This window comes from Pedobacter cryoconitis (assembly GCF_014207135.1).
Taxonomy (GTDB): domain Bacteria; phylum Bacteroidota; class Bacteroidia; order Sphingobacteriales; family Sphingobacteriaceae; genus Pedobacter; species Pedobacter cryoconitis_D.
Genome location: NZ_JACHCC010000001.1, coordinates 166,069 through 188,223 on the forward strand (window position 1 = coordinate 166,069; position 22,155 = coordinate 188,223).

At 42.4% G+C, this 22,155-nt stretch carries 1 protein-coding gene (only partly in view); it reads left to right on the top strand.

The genetic code is table 11. The features are described 5' to 3' along the window. Window positions 1-22,155 carry the 5' portion of a non-ribosomal peptide synthase/polyketide synthase gene (locus HDF25_RS00805; RefSeq protein WP_184621796.1) on the top strand. 11,451 nt of this gene lie beyond the right edge of the window, so the window shows 22,155 of its 33,606 coding nt (coding positions 1-22,155); the start codon lies at window positions 1-3; its stop codon lies off the right edge, out of view.

The window sequence follows — 22,155 nt, forward strand, 5'->3', positions numbered from 1 at the left end:
ATGCCAATTAACAAATCTCCACTTCACCCTGCGCAAAAAGATATCTATCTGGACCAACTGATCAATGTTGGCAGTCCTTACTATAATATTGGAGGGTATACAAGAATCATAGGCCCGCTTGTAAAGGCGAAATTTATTGCTGCTGTCAACTCGGTACCGGAAGTATTTGATGCTTACCAGATGAGATTTGATATTGATGAACATACACCGCATATTCATTTTGATGATACCTGCAGGCAGCTGGAAATTATAGAATTCGATTACAGTCAGCAAGATAATGGAGAAGAAGCATTGCTGAAGTGGATGAACGAAGAGTTTAGCAAACCTTTTGAAATTAAAAAAGATAATGTTCTTTTTGAGCATTATCTGATCAAATTAAATGAGGAAGATCACTTATATTTCTATAAGTTTCATCATTTGATTTCAGATGGATTCGGGTTTTCTTCACAAATACGTTATGTGGCCAAAAAGTATAATACGCTGATCGATAATAATGATGACGTAGAGTTTTTATATCTACCCTATAAGGATGAGGCGATAAAGGCCGACGCTTATTACCATTCACAGGAATATGCGGACGAAGGGCAATACTGGAAGGATAAAATTGAGCAAAAACCGCAGCAGTTATTGCAACGGAGATTTTTGGATAGCAGCCATGATCAGCAACGATGTGAAAACTTTCTGATCGATTTGTCACCTGAGGATTTTAAACTACTGGAAGATTTACAAAAAAACACAAAGTCCAGTATTCAGCAACTGACCATTGCTGCAATGATGATTTATTTCGGCAAGACCTCTGATCGTAAAGACTTCATTTTTGGAACTCCGTTACATAAAAGAAAGAATAAAAAGGTACGTGAAATTGTAGGTATGTTTACTGGTATTCTGCCTTATAAAGGTACATATCAGCCTGAACTTACGGTAGATGAGTTAATCAGGGCTGTTACTTTAACTCAGCGGGAAGATTATCGTTACAGCAATTATCAGATAGGAGATCTCAGTCGTTACTTTAAGATTAATGCGGCAGAAGAATATCTGATAGAGATCGTTATTAATTATGCTATACTCGATTTTGAACTTGATTTTGGTGAAGGAATACAGGCTAATACTTATTCACTGCCAAGTGGTTATGGCAGATATCCGATTGAAATCTATTGGAAAGATTATGGAAAGCAACAGCCATTACAGTTAAGTATAGATTATAAACTGCAGTATTTCTCTGCTGCAGAAATGGAACTGATAGCACACCGGTTACTATTTATTTTACGTCAGTTTAGCGATAATCCCAATGCAAAATCGGGTGACATTGAAATCATCCCTCCTTCAGAATTGCAGTTGTTGGAGCAGTTTAATGATGTGACTGTTCCTTACCCCGATACAAAGACGCTAACAGTGATTTTCGAGGAACGGGTATTTGCTTCTCCTGATGCTGTTGCGGTTAAATTTGAAGATAAACAATATACTTATCATGAACTGAATGTGCAGGCAAACCAGCTGGCACATTATCTCAGATCAAAAGGGGTGACTAAGGATACACTGGTTCCGGTATGTTTTGATCGTTCACTGGAAATGGTTGTGGGTATTCTAGCGATTATGAAAGCGGGGGGAGCCTATGTTCCTGTTGATCCGCAATATCCTGAAGACAGGATTAATTATATGCTGGAAGATACAGGCGCACGCGTAGTTGTTACAACTGCGGCTATAGCCGGTAAATTCATAACGGCTAAAGGGATAGAACTTCTCTTAATGGATGCAGAGGCCGATATTATAGGCATGCAACCTGTTACCGGGGTGGAGCATGTTGTTAATCCGGATGATTTATCTTATGTGATTTATACCTCTGGTTCGACCGGAAGACCTAAAGGGGTAATGGTAGAACATGCTGGGATGCTTAATCACCTTTATGCAAAGGTGAATGATCTGGAATTATCAGATAGCTCCATTGTCGCATTTACCGCTTCCTATACTTTTGATATATCTGTGTGGCAATTATTTTCTGCGCTGCTGTGTGGGGGAACGACCATTATTTATTCTTCCGCACTTATTCTGGAGCCGGCTACCCTGATCCGTACAGTGGATAAAGATAAGGTTACCATATGGGAACTGGTGCCTTCTTACCTGGCTGCTGTTTTACAGGAACAATTTGTGGCCTCGCTGGTCTCTCTCAAATATTTACTTGTTACCGGAGAAGCGGTGAGCCAACCTGTACTGGCACAATGGTTTGCGCATCCTTTTTATGGTGGTATTCCTGTGGTGAATGCTTATGGGCCTACAGAGGCTTCTGATGATATTTGTCATTATGTGATGTACAATACGCCTGAAAGTACGAACGTACCTCTGGGTTCACCGGTTCAGAATACACAGTTGTATGTGATGAATAATCAGCTGCAGTTGTGTCCTATAGGTGTTGCCGGAGAAATTGCGGTTTCAGGTGTTTGTGTGTCAAGAGGTTATCTGAACAGGGATGATCTAACAGCCGAAAAATTTATCACTAATCCTTTTGATCCTGCCTCTACTTACCGTATGTATCGTACAGGCGATTTGGGACGCTGGCTACCCGATGGGAATATAGAATACCTGGGCCGGATTGATGATCAGGTGAAAATACGTGGTTTCCGTATTGAATTGGGTGAAATAGAAGCTGCACTACAGTTATGCGAAGGTGTCAGCCAGGCGGTAGTAGCAGTAAAAACAGATGATCATGGCAATAAACGACTGGTAGGGTATGTCGTTTCTGACGGAGATTTTGACAAAGAGCTTGTCGTATTAAAACTGAAAGAGAAATTACCGGAGTATATGATTCCGGCTTTCTTTATCACGATTGATACAGTACCACTGACGGCTAATGGAAAAGTTGATAAAAAATCATTACCTGACCCCGATGCAGGTGCGCTGCAGACTACGACTTATGTGGCACCAAGAAACGAAACTGAAGAAATACTTGTTAATATCTGGCAGGAATTACTGGGGGTGCTGAAAGTAGGGATTTATGATAATTTCTTTGAACTGGGTGGAGATTCGATTACGACCATACAGGTAGCAAGCCGGGCGAAAAGGGCGGGTATAAGTCTGCAACCAAGAGATCTGTTTACAAATTACACAATCTCGTCATTGTCTACACTATTATCCCTGCGGGTTGTTACGACTACACAGGCAGCTCAGGGATTGTTGACTGGTGCGAGTGGTTTACTACCAATACAGCAGCATTTTTTTGAGGCAGAAACCCAAAATGTATCACACTATAATCAGCATCTTTTATTAAAAACAGATAAACGTAGTGATCAGAAAATTTTATTAGCTGCAATCAGAGAATTAGTTCGTTATCATGATGCACTTCGTTTTTCATATACTTTTCAGGAAGGACAGGTAAAGCAGGTTTACGGAAATTATGAAGGTTCGCTGGAAACGGCAGAGTTTTGTAAAGATGCTACCGCTTTAACAACGCTGATCGAAAGTTATCAGGATAGCCTGGATATAGAAAAAGGGATTTTAATGCGGTCAGTACTTTTACTGGACCCTGAGAGTGAATCGCATAATTATTTATTAATCGTCATTCATCACCTGGCTGTAGATGGTGTATCATGGCGTATCCTGCTGGATGATCTTACCTTGTTATTGCAATCCGGTGGAACTCAAAGTCTGCAAGAATTAATCGGAGATAAAAGTAGTGCCTATGAGCAATGGCATCAGGCATTAACTGCATATAGCCAGGAACAAAGGCTGTTAAGTCAATTGCCTTACTGGGAAAATAGTGTAAAAGGTTATGTACCTGTAAGAACCAGTCAGGACCAGCCTTCATCTGCTCGTATAGCAGATATGGGTACTATTAAGGCACATCTTAACCAGCAAAATACACAGCTGTTACTTCAGGAGGTTTCAAGGGCTTACAATACGGAGATAAACGATATATTATTGAGTGCTCTTGCACTTACACTCTCAGAGTGGAATGGCACAACTACTGTATCTATCGGACTGGAAGGACATGGACGTGAAAATATTTCGGCGCATATTGACAGTAGCCATACTATAGGCTGGTTTACCAGTTTATATCCTGTTTTACTAGAAGTAAAGAAAGGTAAGGATATAGGTTTTGTACTGAAAAATGTGAAGGAGCAGTTAAGACTGGTACCTGAAAAGGGAATTGGTTTTGGTGTATTGAAATATCTTAACAAAGTCGATTCTTTACAGACATCAGATCCATGGGATATTGTATTTAACTATTTGGGTAAACTGGATCATACTATAGTTGAAGATGCTGCGGTTATACCGTTGTGGGAAACCTTCGGGCTTTCCGTTGCAAAGGATTATCCTTTACGTGATAAAATAGCTGTTAATAGTATTATCAGACAAGGTGTACTGGAATTCCACTGGGATTACAGTACACTGCATTTTAGTCAGGAAGACATGGAGCAGCTGACTGTCAGGTATATTTCTTGTCTGGAAGAACTAATTGCACACTGTGTTTCCCGTCTGGAAGTTTCACCAACCCCATCAGATTATGAACTGGGTGGGTTGATCAGTAGTGTTGAACTGGATGAGTTCCTGACAGAAGATTATCAGGGGGCCCCACGTAAAGACCAGATAGAAGGTCTGGCGAGATTAAGTGGTTTACAGGAAGGAATGCTTTTTTATGGTCTTTACGACAGACATGCAGGAACTTATGTGCAACAGTTTTATTGTAGCCTGGAAGATCTGAATGAAGATGTATTTATCCAAAGCTGGAAACAGCTGATTCATCAGCATAGTATTTTAAGAAGCGGATTTTATCATCAGGTTTTTGGTGTGCCGGTACAATGTGCTTACCGGGAAGTAGAATTGCCTGTAACGATATTGGATTACAGGCAGTTAAATAATGAACAGCAGCAGGCCGCTATCCGCGAATATGAGGCCGCTGATCGTTTAAAAGGTTTTGATTTTACGGCAGTTCCTCTAATGAGAATATGCCTGATCCGTTTACAGGATAACTATTACCAGTTTTTATGGACTTATCATCATATCCTGCTGGATGGCTGGTCGCTTCCGGTTATACTGGAAGAGCTGATGCGCGCTTATGAGGCACAGGTAACAGGTACTTCTGTCTCTGTTTTGCCAAATACCAGGTACGATGATTATATCCGTTATATATATCGTAAGGATAAAGAGGCTGCTAATCAGTACTGGCGTAAATATCTGGAAGGGGTTGAAGAAGGCAGTCTGCTGAGTTTTATCAATACCAGTGCAGACCGTAATAAGGGGGCAGGTGTTTACAGGAAGGAGAAACTGAGTCTGAGCCATAGTTTTACAAACTCATTAGCACAATATGCACATCGTCATCATATTACCCTGAATACTTTAATGCAGGGTGTCTGGGCGTATTTGTTATATCGTTATACGGGCAAAGCCGATGTAATCTATGGGGTAATCGTTTCGGGGCGTCCGGAAGATCTTCCAGGTGTTGAAAGAGGAGTGGGGATGTATATTAATACTTTACCACTGCACACCACTGTCGATGAAAAACAAACTTTAACAAATTGGTTACAGGTATTGCAGACCAGTCAGCTGGAAAGCAGGGAATATCAATATACTACACTCAATGAGATACAACGGTTATCGGGTATTTCGGGTGACATCTTTGATAGTTTACTGGTATTTGAGAACTATCCGGTCAGTAAAGTTTTAAATGAGCATCCATGGCAGCTCAAATTGGAGAATATTGGATTGCATGAGCATACAAATTATCCATTTAATATTATTATTCAGGCTACAGATACCATCCAGATTGATTTTAATTATAACTCCAGTTTATTACCTCCTGCTTATGCGTCGGCTATAGCCGGTCATTTTGAGCAGGCATTACAGCAATTTATTACACTGGGGGAAGGAGCTTTGGAAGGCATTGAAATTCTGAAAGTTGCTGAATGTGCCCTGTTGCTGGAAACATTTAATGATACCAGGAGTCATTATCCTGAACAATATAACGTAATTGATGCCTTCTGGGAGCAGGTAATCCTTAACCCTGAGGACACGGCTATTGTATATGAATCAGTTTCTTTAAGTTATCGTGAACTGGATGAACGTTCAGAGCAATTGGCCTTTGAGTTGATTAGCAGGGGCGTGAAACCAGAATCGCTGGTACCTGTGGGTATGAAACGTAGTCTGGATATGATGATTGGTATCCTGGCGATCTTAAAAGCAGGGGCTGCTTATGTACCCATAGATCCGGATTACCCATTGGAACGTATTGCGTTTATGCTGGAAGATACTGCCGGAAAAGTGGCCTTGACCAATAGTGAATGGGTGTCCCTTTTTAAGGGTATGGCTCCTGATCTGGAATTGATTAGTCTGGATCAACTCGAATTATCTCCTGTTGATCACTTATTACCGGTTTCAGCAATTACTCCTGACAGTCCTGCTTATGTAATTTATACTTCAGGTTCTACTGGTCAGCCTAAAGGAGTGGTGGTTACCCATCGCAATGTGGTGAGTCTGGTAAAGGAAGTAAGTTACGTGGCACTAGGTAAGGAAGATGTATTGCTATCTACGGGATCTCCATCTTTTGATGCAACCACTTTTGAGTATTGGGGTATGCTATTGAACGGTGGGCGCCTGATCCTTTGTGCTGATGATAAACTACTTGACAGCAGCCAGTTGAAAGGGGAGGTCCGTTTACATGGGGTAACCAAAATGTGGTTTACCTCGAGCTGGTTCAATCAGCTGATCGATACTGATATTACGGTATTTGAAGGGTTACAGGCCATATTGGCCGGTGGAGAAAAACTATCGGATGAACATGTAGGCAGAATCAGGAAAACTTATCCGGAAATAGAAATCATCAACGGATACGGACCAACTGAAAATACGACATTCTCTCTTACTTTTTCAATTGATGATAGTGGACTTATCCCAATCGGACGTCCACTGGATAATCGTACAGCTTATGTACTGGATGCCCAGTTGAGATTGTTACCGGTTGGTGTTCCAGGTGAAATCTATCTTGGGGGAGCAGGTTTGTCGTTGGGTTATCTGAACCGTCCCGATCTAACTGCAGAGCGCTTTATTAATCATCCTTTCAAACCGGATGAGAAGATATATAAAACGGGTGATATTGGTCGCTGGCTTCCGGAAGGCAATATTGAGTACCTGGGCCGTATGGATGATCAGGTGAAAATCCGTGGTTACCGTATTGAACTGGGCGAAATAGAAAATGTATTACAACAGAGTGAACTGATCAGTCAGGCAGTTGTACTGGTAAAAATAGATGGTGCTTCCAAACGTCTGGTAGGTTATGTAGTTCCTGAAGGTGATTTCGATAAAGACGGGATTGTCGCATTCCTGAAAATCCGTTTACCTGAATATATGATTCCAATGGTATGGATACCGTTGGAAAAACTGCCACTGACCAAAAATGGAAAAGTAGATAAAAAGGCACTGCCTGAGGTTGGTGCTCTGCATACTAATAATTATATAGCTCCGCGTAATACGATGGAGCAGGATCTGGCCAATATCTGGCAGGATCTTTTGCGTGTACCTCAGGTTGGTATAAATGATAATTTCTTTGAACTGGGTGGAGATTCAATCATCACCATTCAAGTGGTCAGCAGGGCTAAACGGATGGGGTATGATTTGCATCCCCGTGATTTATTTACCTGCCAGACTATCGCGCTTTTAGCTGTTGTCCTGTTAAAAGGAAAAGAGACTGAAGCGGTAGCCGAACAAGGGTTGTTATCTGGTGAAAGTGGTTTATTGCCAATTCAGCAATGGTTTTTTGAGATGGCAGATGAAGAACGTTCTCATTTTAATCAGCATGTGCTGTTAACCATAGACAAAGGAATAGCTATCAAAAAACTGGCTGATGCAATCGGTACGCTGGTTCAATATCATGATGCACTTCGTTTTACCTATAGTGCAGATGGACTCATCCAACAATACGGAAATTATGCCGGACAGCTGGAAATAGAAGATTTGCAGTCTGTGAGTCCTGATGAGCTGGAAGAAGCCATCAACAAGGCTGCTGAACAATATCAGCGCAGTCTGGATATTGGAAACGGAATATTGATCAGAGCAGTACTAATGCTTACCCCTGAGGCGGTTCCTCAACATCGTTTATTGGTAATTGTGCATCACCTGTCAGTTGATGGGGTATCCTGGAGGATCTTGGTAGAAGATCTGCAGTTACTCCTTGAAGACAACGCGGGTAAACAGGCAGGGGAGGTTCTGGGTAAAAAAAGTAGCTCCATCCGTCAGTGGTCCGATGCACTGACCAGGTTTGCAGGAAATAATTTATTGACAACACAACTGGATTACTGGGAGCGGGTTGTACAGCAGGCAGGGCAACTCAAGACAAATAAGCAATATAATGGCATAGTTACTTTTGCGGATACCGAAAACCAAGTAGTCAGACTCAATGCTTTACAGACACGTCGACTTTTGCAGGACGCATCAAAAGCCTATCATACTGAAATCAATGATATACTTCTGGCGGCACTGGCAATTACTCTTTCCGACTGGAATGATCATGCCGTAATCACCCTTAAAATGGAAGGACATGGCCGTGAGGATATTGAAGCTGGTCTGGATACCAGCCGTTCTGTTGGCTGGTTTACTAGTCTTTATCCGATTTCACTCGAAGTATTGCCTCATCAGCTGCCAGGTGATATCTTGAAAAGTGTAAAAGAACAGCTGCGTCTGATACCCGGTAAAGGTTTAGGTTATGGCATATTAAAATATATCAGTAAAGTTTCGTCATTACAGCAAAACTGTGGTGAGGTTACTTTCAATTATCTCGGCCAGATGAATAATATGCTTGGGGATGATGGAATCCTTGGCATAGCAGGTGAAGAGGCAGGAACTTCTGTCGGAGGTAAATTAAGGGTACCTGATAAACTTTATATCAATAGCATTATCAAAGGAGATGAATTGGAAATTGACTGGAGATACAGCCATTATCATTTTTCTCCGGATAGTATAGCAGGTTTATCAGCGCAGTATCTAGCTAACCTGGAAATGTTGGTTGATCATTGCGTTTCTTGTAAAGAGACCAACTATACCCCAGCTGATTATGGTCTGGGTGGGGTAATCAGCTACCGTGAAATGGATGCTTTCCTGGATGGTGGTGATGGAAATATTTCACGCAGACATCTGGTGGAGAGTATTTATCCGCTTAGTGGCTTGCAGGCGGGTATGCTCTTCCATGGATTGTATGATGCACAGGCAGGTACTTACGTAGAGCAACTTTCGAGTAGTATCTCCAGTCTGGATGAACAATTATTTATTCAGAGTTGGGAATACTTGTTAAAACAGCACACGATTTTACGTAGTGCTTTTTATTATGATATTTTTAATGTTCCGGTGCAATGTGTCCTGAGGGAAGTGAAATTGCCAATCGAAATCCTGGATTACAGAAAGGTTACAGATCAGGAACAGGCAATACAGGATTTTGCTGCGGCAGATCGCCTGCAAGGTTTTGATTTTGCAGCTGCACCGCTGATGCGGATTTGCTTATTTCGTGTGACAGCTAATGAATATCGTTTGTTATGGAGTTTCCATCATATCCTGCTGGATGGATGGTCATTACCCGTGTTACTGGAGGAACTATTGCAGACTTATGAATCGCTCTCAAATAGCGGACAGGTTGCTGCTACCGAAGAAGATCGTTACGAAGATTATATCCGGTATATAAACCGCCGGAATCAGTTTGAAGAAGCTGATTATTGGAGGAATTACCTGGCTCCACTTACTGAGAGTACTTTGCTACCATTCATTCGTACAGGTGCAGGACATACTAAAGGTATCGGACAATTTAAAGTCGAGTCTCTTCAGTTAGATACAAATAGGACTGCGGAACTTTCTGCTTATGCACAACGCAACCGCATCACGCTGAATACCTTGATACAAGGTGCCTGGGCTTATCTTCTATCGCGTTATACCGGTCGTGCAGATATTGTCTATGGAGTGACTGTTTCTGGTCGCCCTGAAGAATTATCAGGGGTGGAACGTGCAGTGGGAATGTATATCAATACACTTCCGCTTTGTACACAGATAGATCCGGCGCAGGATATCGCTTTATGGCTACAGGATTTACAGGCTACTCAGCTGCGTAACCGCGAATTCCAATATTCTGCACTCAATGATATACAACGTCAGAGTCCTGTGTCAGGTGAATTATTTGATAGTATCCTGGTATTTGAAAATTATCCTGTGGATGAGTTATTATTAGCTCAGCCCTGGAAATTACAGCTGTCTGGTGTGGAAGTCAAAGAGCAAACAAATTATCCGCTTAGTATTACGGCTGCCGCCGGATCAGAAATTGACATCCGGTTCGAATATAATTCAGATTTATTAACCAGTGCTGACGTATGTCGCATAGCAGGACATTTTGAGAATACTTTAGCCCAGATAATTGCTAAAGAGGTAGTAACATTGGATGCGATCGATATTCTGACAGCAGATGAGAAACAAGGTTTATTGATTGATTTAAATGATAATTTATTTGCTTATCCTTCTTCTAAAACGCTGACAGATCTTTTTCAGGAGCAGGTACGTGCTTCAGCCGGATCTGCAGCTCTGGTTTTTGGAGGAGATCAGCTGAGTTATGCAGAACTGGATGAACGTTCCAATAAACTGGCCCGTCATCTGATCGCTCTTGGCGTTGGCCGGAATACATTGATTCCTTTGTTTATAGATCGTTCTTTTGAAATGATCATTGGTATATTGGGTATCCTGAAAGCAGGTGCTGCTTATGTTCCTGTTCATCCGGATTATCCAGCTGAACGCACCGCTTATATTCTGTCAGATATTAATGCATCGCTGATACTGACTAATACAAACAGTGCTGATTTATTACCGGATACGGATTTAGCTATAATCCTGCTGGACAATCTTGAATTATTTGATGTTTATCCTGAGACGGCACCACTGAATGAAGTTCTTCCAGCCGATCTGGCTTATGTGATTTATACTTCAGGTTCTACCGGTCAGCCAAAAGGAGTACTGATTGAGCATGGCAGTGTCGTGAACCTGATAGCCTATCAGGGAATGAAATTCGGAATAGATAACAGTGAAAAGATTCTGCAGTTCTCGAATTACAATTTTGATGCTTCAGTAGAGCAGATTTTCCTGGCCTTGTTAAACGGTGCAACACTGGTTTTACTGGATGAGGCGAGCCGCCTTGATCCATCTGTGTTGGAACAGCTGTTAATTACCGAGGGGATTACCCATTTACATGCTACCCCTGGATTCCTGGAAACACTGAGTGCAGGCCGCTATGGTGGATTGAAACGGGTTATTTCAGGTGGTGAATATTGCCGTGCTTCATTAGCTGAAGCCTGGAACCCTTATGTTGCTTTTTACAATGAATATGGACCAACCGAAACTACAGTTACGGCACTGGAATATCGTTATCCTGTAACGGGTATAGGAACAGATGAAGGAGTTCCAATTGGTAAAGGACTGGGTAATACGCGAACTTATCTTTTGGATAGTCAGTTAAGACCAGTTCCTGCGGGGGTAACCGGCGAGTTATATATTGCTGGTGTACAGGTAGCCCGTGGTTATCTGAACCGTGCGGATCAAACGGCTTCGAGTTTCTTTGCCGATCCATTTTTGAGTGGTGAACGGATGTATAAAACAGGCGATTTATGTCGTCTGCTGGCAGATGGTAACCTGACTTATGTCGGGCGTAATGATGAACAGGTAAAAATCCGTGGTTACCGTATCGAATTGGGGGAAATTGAACATGTGCTGGCACAGCATGATCAGGTTGATCAGTGTGTGGTGCTGGCCAGGACAGATGCTCAGGGGAATAAACGTCTGGTAGGTTATGTCGTAGCTGAAGCTGAGTTTGATAAAGATGCTGTTGTATCGTTCCTGAAAAGCCGTTTACCAGAATATATGGTTCCTGGATTCTGGGTTGTTCTCGACAAACTGCCGCTGACTGGAAATGGTAAACTGGATAAAAAAGCTTTACCTGAACCTGATACGGACGGATTGACAGCCAATGAATATATCGCTCCGCGTAATGAAATGGAACAGAACCTGGCGGTGATCTGGCAGGAGTTGCTGGGGGTAAACCGGGTAGGTATTCACGATAATTTCTTTGAACTGGGTGGAGATTCTATTATTACTATCCAGGTCGTAAGTAGAGCCAGACGTTCAGGATATGCACTAAATCCGCGTGATTTATTTACCTGTCAGACAATTGCCAGACTCAGTGCGTTACTGAATTTACAGCAGGACTGGACAGTAACTGCTGAACAAGGATACTTAACTGGGAAAAGTGGATTATTGCCTGTACAGGATTGGTTCCTGCATACAGCCGCAGCTGATAAATCACATTATAATCAGCATATTGTTTTAACGGTTGATAAACGGATCAGTTCAGAACAACTGGAAACAGCATTGAATAAACTGATTAATCATCATGATGCACTTCGTTTTGCGTATCAGTTATCAGAAGGAGTTTGGCAGCAGCAGTATACCGACAGCCGCCTTGAAATGACATTGGCAGATTACCAGAATTCTGCATCAGACTGGTCTGATGCCCGGGAGAAACAACTGGATATGCTGCAGATTCAGATGGATCTGGCTGCAGGAAGGCTGTTCCAGGCTGCTTTATTACTTTCTCCAGATACAGAACCATTTAATCAGTTAATCCTGGTTATACATCATCTTGCTGTAGATGGGGTGTCATGGCGTATCCTGACCGATGATCTCGAATTATTGTTACAACAGGAAGATAAACCGGTTACAACAGTATTAGGTAATAAAACCACCTCAGTCCGTCAGTGGTATAAAACACTGAAAAATTATAGTCAAGGTCAGCGTTTACTGAAACAAGAAGCTTACTGGAAAAAAACCAAACAACAGCTGGTATCATTGCATACTGATCATTCTTTTGACGGAGAGGTAAATGGATCAGCTATCGTACAACATATTGTGAAATTAGGTAATAGTGCTACTTCGCAACTCCTGAAGGAAGCGCCAAAAGCTTATCATACAGAAATCAATGATATTCTGCTGCATGCTTTGACGCTTACACTTGCCGCTCACAATAATGCCAGTACAATCCTGGTAGGTATGGAAGGACATGGTCGTGAAGATATAGCAGCAGATGCTGATACCAGCCGTACGATTGGCTGGTTTACCAGTTTATACCCTGTTTTACTGGAAATAGAAAATGAAGCAGATATAGCGGACCAGCTGAAATATATCAAGGAACAATTACGTCAGGTACCGGATAAGGGTCTGGGTTACGGAGTGTTGAAATATATTAATCAGGCCGAATCTTTACAGGGTAATGACCCATGGGAAGTGATCTTTAATTACCTGGGACAATCGGGCCAGACTGACGGAGAAGGTTTATTTACCAAACCACAATGGTCATTATTTGGGTCATCAGCAGGAAGCGACTTCACAGTAGAAGGAAAACTGGCTGTTAACAGTATGGTCATCGACGGCGAACTAGTGTTATATTGGAGCTATAGTAATCTGCATTTTGAAACAGACAGTATTACCAGATTGGCTGCCGAATATTTAAAGAATCTGGAGCAGATTATACAGCATTGTATTTCAAAAGAAACGACTTCTTCTACCCCCGCTGATTATGGGCTGGGCGATATCATCAGTTATATTGAACTGGATCAGTTCCTGGATGCTGATTATAAGGGTAGTCCAAGAAGATCTCAGCTGGAAAGTATTTCAAGACTGAGTGGTTTACAGGAGGGGATGCTTTTCCATAGTCTGTATGATCAGCAGGGTGGTACCTACATCCAGCAGTTTTCCGCTGAACTGAAGGACACCGATATAAATATATTCCTCGATAGTTGGCAACATTTGATGAAACAGCACAGTATTCTGCGCAGTGCATTTTATTATGATGTATTCGAGGTACCGGTACAATGTGTTTACCGTCAGGTAGAAATACCTGTTCAGATCCTGGATTACAGAATGATGAGCGGGGAGGAACAGGAGCTGGCTATTGCTCAATATAAACAGGAAGACCGGCTGAAAGGGTTTGATTTTACAACCGCACCATTGATGCGGATCTGTCTGATACAATTGGAAGATCAGCGTTATACGTTCTGTTTGACGCATCATCATATTTTACTGGACGGCTGGTCTATGCCAATATTCCTGGAAGAGCTGCTCACTAATTATGAGCAACTGGTGAATGGAAAAACGCTACCTGTAATTACAGAGGACCGTTATGAAGATTATATCCGCTATATAGAAAGACAAGATAAGGAAGAGGCTGCTGCATATTGGCACAATTACCTGTCGGGACTGGAAGAGGCCAGTCTGCTACCTTTCATTAATACGGTTTCAGACCGTACCAAAGGTCATGGAGAATACGGCGATGAAATACTCCTGCTTGATACAGCTTTTTCAGCTCGTTTATCAGGGTATGCCCAGAAAAACCGGATTACACTGAATACCCTGATGCAGGGAGTCTGGTCATACCTTTTATATAATTATACCGGGCGTCAGGATGTGGCTTTTGGTGTTGTCGTATCAGGGCGGCCTGAGAATCTGCCGGGTGTAGAAAAGGCGGTTGGTATGTATATCAATACGCTGCCATTACATAGCAGAGTAGACTTGTCGCAGGATATAGCGTCATATTTACAAAATATCCAGACCGAACAACTGGAAAGCAGAGCTTATCAATATACCAGCCTGAGTGAAATACAGAAATTATCAGGTACAACCGGCGAACTGTTTGATACCCTGATGGTATTTGAAAATTATCCGGTAAGTCAGGCGCTGGAAGCACAGCCATGGAGTTTACAGCTGACCAACACAGATATCGGTCAGCAGCATACAAATTATCCTTTAAGTATTATTGTCATAGCCGGAAAAGAAATCAGTATAGATTTTAATTACAACAGCTTGCTGAATCTGGGTTATGTCAAAAAAATAGCAGGCCATTTTAAAACTGTGCTCGAGCAGCTGGTGTCTGCAAAAGAACTAAAATTTGAAGGAATAAATATACTGACTGCTGCTGAACAGCAAGAATTGCTGTATGATTTTAATGCAAAAAGTATCTCTCCTTTACCATCACAGACTGTGATTACCAGTTTTGCTGCCCAGGCAGTATTATATGGGGATAATCCTGCAATTATAGAAGGCACTGAATCTTTGAGTTACCGTGAACTGGATGAAGAATCGTCACGTTTTGCCCATTATCTGCGTGCTAAAGGGGTGACAGCAGGTGTGTTGGTGCCAGTTTGCCAGGAAAGATCGGTAAAACTGATTATAACTATGCTGGCTATTTTAAAAGCTGGGGGAGCTTATGTGCCTATTGACCCTGGTTATCCCGCAGAACGTATTTTATACATGCTGTCGGACATAGCTGCTGGTCTGCTGATCAGTAATGATAAGGTATTGTCAGGGCTGCCTGCTCTACCGGACCTGGAGGTGATTAACCTTGATAATCTGGTAGGAGAATTGAATGAGTATCCTTTGACAGCACCTGTTTGCAATGTTGGTCTGACAGATCTGGTTTATGTAATTTATACTTCTGGTTCTACAGGTCAGCCGAAGGGTGTGCAGATTACTCATGCCGGGCTTTCTAACCTGGTTAGCTGGCATCTGGAACGTTATGAATTGAGAGCCGATAGTAAAACGACTACTGCAGCAGGTGTAGGCTTTGATGCCTTTGGCTGGGAAGTATGGCCTGCATTGTGTGCCGGAGCTGCGCTTTATATAGTGGATGATGAACAAAGATTGTCTCCATCCGACCTGGTTGATTATTACAGACAAGAGGGGATTACGCATAGTTTTCTTTCTACTATTCTGATCCCTGAATTTATAGCAGCGAGCAGAGAGGGTGTATTGGCACTGAAATATTTGCTTGCCGGTGGTGATAAACTCTCAGCTATTGACCTTACAGGTTTAACTTATCAGATCGTTAACAATTACGGACCAACAGAAAATAGTGTGGTGACGACCAGTTACATACTCGAGGCGAAAGATGCTCAAACAGCTCCTCCGATTGGAATTCCGGTTAGTCATACTCAGTTATACATATTAAATCCGGCAGGTAAACTCAGTCCTGCAGGTGTTCCGGGAGAGTTATGTATCAGTGGGGTTGGTGTCGCAGCAGGTTACCTGAACCGGGCATCACTGACTGCGGAGAAATTTGTGCATAACCCATTTCAAGAAGATTGGGGTGGAAGAATGTACCGGAGCGGTGATCTTGCACGCTGGTTACCGGATGGTAATATTGAATACCTGGGCCGTATAGATGACCAGGTAAAGATCCGTGGCTATCGTATAGAACTCGGCGAAATTGAAAATGTATTGCAGCAAAGTTCGCTGATCAGACAAGTTGTAGTGCTGGCGAAAACAGATGACAGGGGTAACAAGCAACTAGTCGGATATGTTGTGCCGGAAGGTGAATTTAACCGGGAGGATGTGATGACTTATCTGAAAGATCGTCTTCCTGATTATATGATCCCTGCGCTATGGGTATCGCTTGAAAAATTGCCTTTGACCAGTAATGGAAAGGTAGATAAGAAAATGCTGCCCGAGGTAGTTCATCATAGCCTATTGACTAACAGCTATACGGCACCAGGAAATGCTACAGAAATGGCTTTGGCTATCATATGGCAGGATTTACTGCGTGTAGAACAAGTCGGTATACATGATAATTTCTTTGAGCTTGGAGGTGATTCCATTATTACAATACAGGCGGTAAGCCGTGCTAAAAGGGCTGGCTATGAGTTTCAGCCAAGAGATTTATTTATCAATCAGACTATAGCAAGGTTAGCCGCATCGCTGCAATTATCTAAAACACGGGTGGTTGCCGGCGAACAGGGAATACTTACAGGTAATAGTGAATTATTACCTATACAACAATGGTTCTTTGAAGAAGGAGGTACTGTTACTTCGCATTTTAATCAACAGACTTTATTAAATATTGATAAGTCGGTAGATAGTGGAACCATTTCTGCAGCGATCAGTCAGCTGGTTTCATACCATGATGCCCTGCGTTTTACTTATCGTCAGACAGCCGGTGGCTGGGAGCAATCTTATGGAGAAAATACCGGAGATCTTGAAATCAAGGATCTGCAGCAGCTATCTGATCATTTAGTCGCTGAAGCGATTACACTGGAAAGTAACCGTGTGCAGGGTAGTCTTGACATCGGACAGGGAATACTGATCCGGGCGGTACTGATGCTGACACCAGAAAACGATATTTATAACCGTTTACTAATTGTAGTACACCATCTTGCCATAGACGGGGTATCATGGCGGATTCTAGTGGAAGATCTGGCCTTCCTGCTTAAAACGCCGGGATCTGTCCTAAGTTCAGCCAAAAGCTATTCTTACAGGCAATGGTACCAGGCATTGAACACCTATGGAAAGAGCCGGAACCTGTCTGAACAGGAAGGTTACTGGAAGTCGGCAGCTCAGCAGTATATTCCGCTCAGAACAGAAAAAAATGAATCTGGTGAAATTAGTACTGCGGATACAGCAACTTATATAGTTACGCTGGATGGGCTGCAGACACAACGATTGTTGCAGGATGTTCCCAAGGCTTATCATACAGAAATAAATGATATCCTGTTAAGTGCACTGGCACTGACATTGTCAGACTGGAATAATAACAGTAAAGTATCAATAGGACTGGAAGGACACGGACGTGAAGATATTGCAGCTGATTGCGATATCAGTCATACAGTGGGCTGGTTCACTAGTCTATACCCGGTATTACTGGATACCACGACTGGAAAAGAGCCAGGTGATGTGCTTAAGAATATTAAAGAACAGCTACGCCGGATACCTGCAAAGGGGATTGGTTATGGGGTGATGAAATATATCAACCGGGCTCCTTTCCTGCAAGGGAAAGATCCATGGGATGTTGTATTTAATTACCTGGGACAATGGGATAATACAGCAACAGCGCAGGGACACCTGTCAACTGCTAAAGAAGATACGGGGGCATCGGCAAGTGCTGATTTTATCTTCCGTGATAAACTAGCAATTAACAGCGTTATCCGTAATGGCGAACTGGTAATTGACTTAGGTTATAGTACCAAACATTTTACCGCTGATGGGGTTCAGAAACTTGCAGCAGCATATCTGTCCCATTTACAAACACTGATTGATCACTGTGCAACGCGGAAGGTTACTGCTTATACACCTTCAGATTATGGATTAGGTCAGGAAATCACTTATCAGGAGATGGATGATTTTCTGGAGGAAACTTATTTGCATGCTCCGCGCAGAAACCAGGTGGAACGAATCTATCAGCTGAGCGGTCTTCAGTCGGGTATGTTATTTCACGGACTGTATGATGGTGAAGCAGGTAATTATGTAGAACAATTTACTACGGTTCTGAATGCTGTTGATGAATCATTATTCATGAAGAGCTGGGAATGGGTTATGCAAAAGCATACCATCCTGAGAAGTGCTTTTTACTATGACACTTTTAATATCCCAGTGCAGTGTGTTTACAAACAGGTACAGTTGCCACTGACGGTTTTTGATTACCGTCACCTGAATTCTGCTATGCAGGAGAAGGCTATTATGGAGTATTCATCGGCTGACCGCCTGGAAGGTTTTGATTTTACGGCTGCTCCGCTGATGCGTATCTGTCTTTCCCGTCTGGATAATAACCGTACTCACCTGATCTGGAGTTTCCATCATATTTTACTGGATGGATGGTCGGTACCACTGGTATTACAGGAATTGCTGGAAGCTTATGAGCAATTGGCTACGGGTAAACCTTTGCCGGTTATAGTAGTAGACCGTTATGAAGATTATATCCATTATATCCAGCAGGATGATAACGGTAAGGCAGAAACGCACTGGCGGAATTATCTGCAACATATTACAGAAGGTAGCCTGCTACCATTTGTCGGTACTTCGGCCGACCGGACAAAAGGTGTGGGTGATTACAGTCTGAAACATTTAACTGTAAACCCTGAAATAACGGCCCTGCTGGCAGGTTATGCGCAGCGTAACCATATTACAATGAATACCTTAATGCAGGGGGTCTGGGCTTGTTTGTTAGCGCAGTATACCGGTCGTCCTGAGGTTACTTATGGAGTGACTGTATCAGGCCGTCCGGAAGCATTACCTGGAATTGAACAGGCAGTGGGTATGTATATTAATACTTTATTACTGGCAACAACAGTGAAGGATGAACCATTATCTGACTGGCTAAAACAAATCCAGGCCGATCAGTTGCATAACCGTGAATATCAGTATACACCGTTGAATGAGCTGAAACGCTGGGCAGCTGTAGAAGGAGAGCTGTTTGATACTTTACTGGTCTTTGAAAACTATCCTGTCAGCGAAGTACTGGAAGCTCAGACATGGCAATTGAAGATGGAAGATGCTTCAATTACTTCACAGACCAACTATCCATTATGGCTGGTGATTATGGCCGGAGCAGAAATTAATATCCGTTTTGAATATAATACTGCATTACTGGATGAAAGATATGTAAATAGTATAGCGGGGCATTTTGAACAAGTCTTGTTACAGCTGGCTGCAGAAGATGCTGTAGTGCCGTCAGATCTTGTTTTATTAACTAAACAAGAACGTCTTGAATTGGATGGGTTTAATCACCAGATTGTTCCATATGATCAGGAGATCACTTTTGTTGATCAGTTTATAGCACAGGCCTCCCTTACTCCTCATGCAACCGCACTAGTCTTTGAAAATGATAAATTCAGTTACCAGGAGTTAGATGAGCGAAGTAATCAGCTTGCTCATTACCTGCTTAGCAAGGGGGTAAAGAAAGGAATGCTGGTTCCTTTGTGTATTGAGCGTTCACTGGATATGATTACTGGTATTATTGGTATCTTAAAAACAGGTGCGGCTTATGTTCCTGTTGACCCTGAATTCCCTCAGGACAGAATCAATTATATGTTAACTGATACTGCTGCTACCGTTATTGTGACTGGCAGTACCTGCAGATCTTTGCTTTTTGTGACAGATGACCAGGTTATCACAATGGACACTGCTGATGAAATTCTGAAAGCTTATCCTGTTACTGCACCGGATGTATCTGTTGCAGCTTCTGACCTGGTTTATGTAATTTATACTTCAGGTAGTACTGGCAGGTCAAAAGGAGTTATGCTGACGCACCGGAACCTGTCAGATTATCTGGCTGGTTTACAATATACTTTACCTGTTAAGGACTGCAGTTCATTTGGTTTAATGTCAAGTATTGCAACTGACCTGGGTAATACAGTATTGTTTACCGCATTCCTGAATGGTGGTTGTCTGCATGTTTTCTCTAAGGCTGCTATCAGTGACCCTTTTGCACTCAGAAATTATCTTTCGGAGCATCCTGTAGATTGTATTAAAATTGTTCCGTCTCACTGGAAGGCGCTTTCTATGCCTGATTACTTGCTGCTGCCTGAAAAACTGCTTGTCTTTGGAGGAGAAGCACTTTCAGCAGAACTGGTTAACAGGATCAGGGTTCAGGGAGGACGTTGTATGGTTGTCAACCACTACGGGCCTACAGAAACGACTATTGGTAAATTACTACATATCGTGAAGGATGGATATGCTTACCAGGAAAATATTCCGGTCGGCAAACCATTCTCTAATACGAAGGTATATGTGGTTAATGCCAGTGGACAGTTGTGCCCTGTTGGTGTACCAGGTGAATTACTGATAGGAGGTGATGGGGTAGCTGCCGGGTATCTGAACAATGAAGAACTATCAGCTGAGAAATTTGTGGATGATCCTTTTTCAGCAGAAAGTGGTATACGTTTTTACCGCACTGGTGATACTGTGAAATATTTACCAGATGGAGATATCCTGTTTATCGGTCGCGGTGATGACCAGGTTAAAATCAGAGGTTACCGTATTGAACTAGGTGAGATAGAAAGTGCTTTATCTGCTTGTGAATTAGTGTATCAGGCTGTAGTACTGGCAAGACCAGATGAAGCGGGTAATAAACGTTTGGTCGGATATATCGTACCTGAAGGTGACTTTAATAAAGAAGCCATTGTCGCTTATCTGAAAAACAGGCTGCCGGATTATATGATTCCACTGCTTTTCGTATCCCTGGAAAAATTACCGCTTACAGCGAATGGAAAAGTAGATAAGCGTGCTTTACCAGAGCCTGATATCAGCACATTGCTGACCCAGGATTATGTGGCTCCGCGTAATGAAACTGAAAATCACCTGGTAACTATCTGGCAGGATGTATTGCGACTGGATAAAATAGGTGTTCACGATAATTTCTTTGAACTGGGCGGTGATTCTATTATTACGATTCAGGTGGTCAGCCGTGCCAGAAGAAGTGGTTATGAAATTTCACCGAAAGATGTATTTACTTGTCAGACCGTTGCACGTTTATCAGCACAGCTTGCTGTAGCGCAAAACAATAAAGTAAATGCTGAGCAAGAAACACTGACTGGAATCAGCGGGTTATTACCTGTTCAGCAGAAATTTCTGAATATTACCGGTCAGACCAAATCTTATTATAATCATCACCTTACTTTCTCGGTTGTTAAGCACATTGATTCCGGAATATTAGCTGCAGCGGTTGCTGATTTGGTTAATTATCATGATGCGATCCGTTTTGCTTATCAACACGAAGAAGCAGGCTGGAAGCAGGTTTACACGAATGAACTGGTCAATCTCGAAGTGATTGATCTGCAATATAGCAATGAGGAGGATTTCAGTGCAGAAGTAGCCGTTCATACAGCTCATTACCAGGAAAGTCTGGATATAGAAAAAGGTATTTTATGTCGTGCCGTACTCTTCCTTAGCCCATCGGATCAGGAAGAGAACCAGTTACTCTTTATCATCCATCACCTGGCTGTGGACGGAGTTTCGTGGCGTATTCTGGCCGAGGATCTGGAATTATTGGTTCAACATGCCGGACAGCCTGTAATTACAGTATTAGGAGCGAAAACAAGTTCTTACAGACAATGGTACCAGGCTCTGGCTGACTATGGTAACAGCCCTGGATTGCTGCGTCAGTTAAATTATTGGGAGAGAATTACTGATCGATATGTGCCATTACGCACAGATCGCAAAACTGAAGATCTGATTCGCATTGCGGATATGGATACGCATAGTGTTCAGTTGGACAGCATAGTTACAGGTAAATTATTACATGAAGTTTCGCAGGCATATCATACCGAAATCAATGATGTACTGCTAAGTGCACTTGTACTTACACTGGCCAGCTGGAATAAAACAGCT